The sequence below is a fragment of the Streptomyces sp. NRRL WC-3626 genome, assembly GCF_000718785.1.
Classification (GTDB): domain Bacteria; phylum Actinomycetota; class Actinomycetes; order Streptomycetales; family Streptomycetaceae; genus Streptomyces; species Streptomyces edwardsiae.
This window is the reverse complement of record NZ_JOCA01000051.1, coordinates 1-699: the sequence shown is the minus strand read 5'-3', so window position 1 is coordinate 699 and position 699 is coordinate 1. Positions and strand designations below refer to the sequence as shown.

Annotated in this window: 1 protein-coding gene; it reads left to right on the top strand. The window is 68.8% G+C overall.

The window, feature by feature from the left end:
* A partial coding sequence (locus IF28_RS0135745) for a beta-ketoacyl synthase N-terminal-like domain-containing protein (RefSeq protein WP_030229578.1) occupies nucleotides 1–699 on the top strand: 699 nt, incomplete at both ends.

The following is a 699-nucleotide window of genomic DNA, read 5'->3' as shown; positions in this document are numbered from 1 at the left end:
GCCCTGGCCGGCGGCGTGACCGTCATGGCAAGCCCCGGACTCTTCGTCGAATTCAGCCGACAGCGCGGACTCTCCCCGGACGGCCGCTGCAAAGCCTTCGCCGACACCGCCGACGGCACCGGCTGGGGCGAGGGCGCCGGAGTACTCCTCCTCGAACGCCTCTCCGACGCACAACGCAACAACCACCCCGTACTCGCCGTCATCCGCGGCTCAGCACTCAACCAGGACGGCGCAAGCAACGGCCTCTCCGCACCCAGCGGACCCGCCCAGGAACGCGTCATCCACGACGCCCTCACCGCCGCCCACCTCACCCCCTCCGACATCGACGCACTCGAAGCACACGGCACCGGCACCACACTCGGCGACCCCATCGAAGCCCACGCCATCCTCGCCACCTACGGCCGCGCACACACCCCCGAACAACCCCTCTACCTCGGATCCATCAAATCCAACATCGGCCACACCCAAGCCGCCGCAGGCATGGCCGGCATCATCAAAATGGTCCACGCCATGCACCACGGCATCCTCCCCCGCACCCTCCACATCGACCACCCCACCACCCACGTCGACTGGACCACCGGCGCAGTCACCCTCCTCACCCACACCACACCCTGGCCCCACACCGACCACCCACGCCGCGCCGCCGTCTCCTCCTTCGGCATCAGCGGCACCAACGCCCACGTCATCCTCGAACAACCC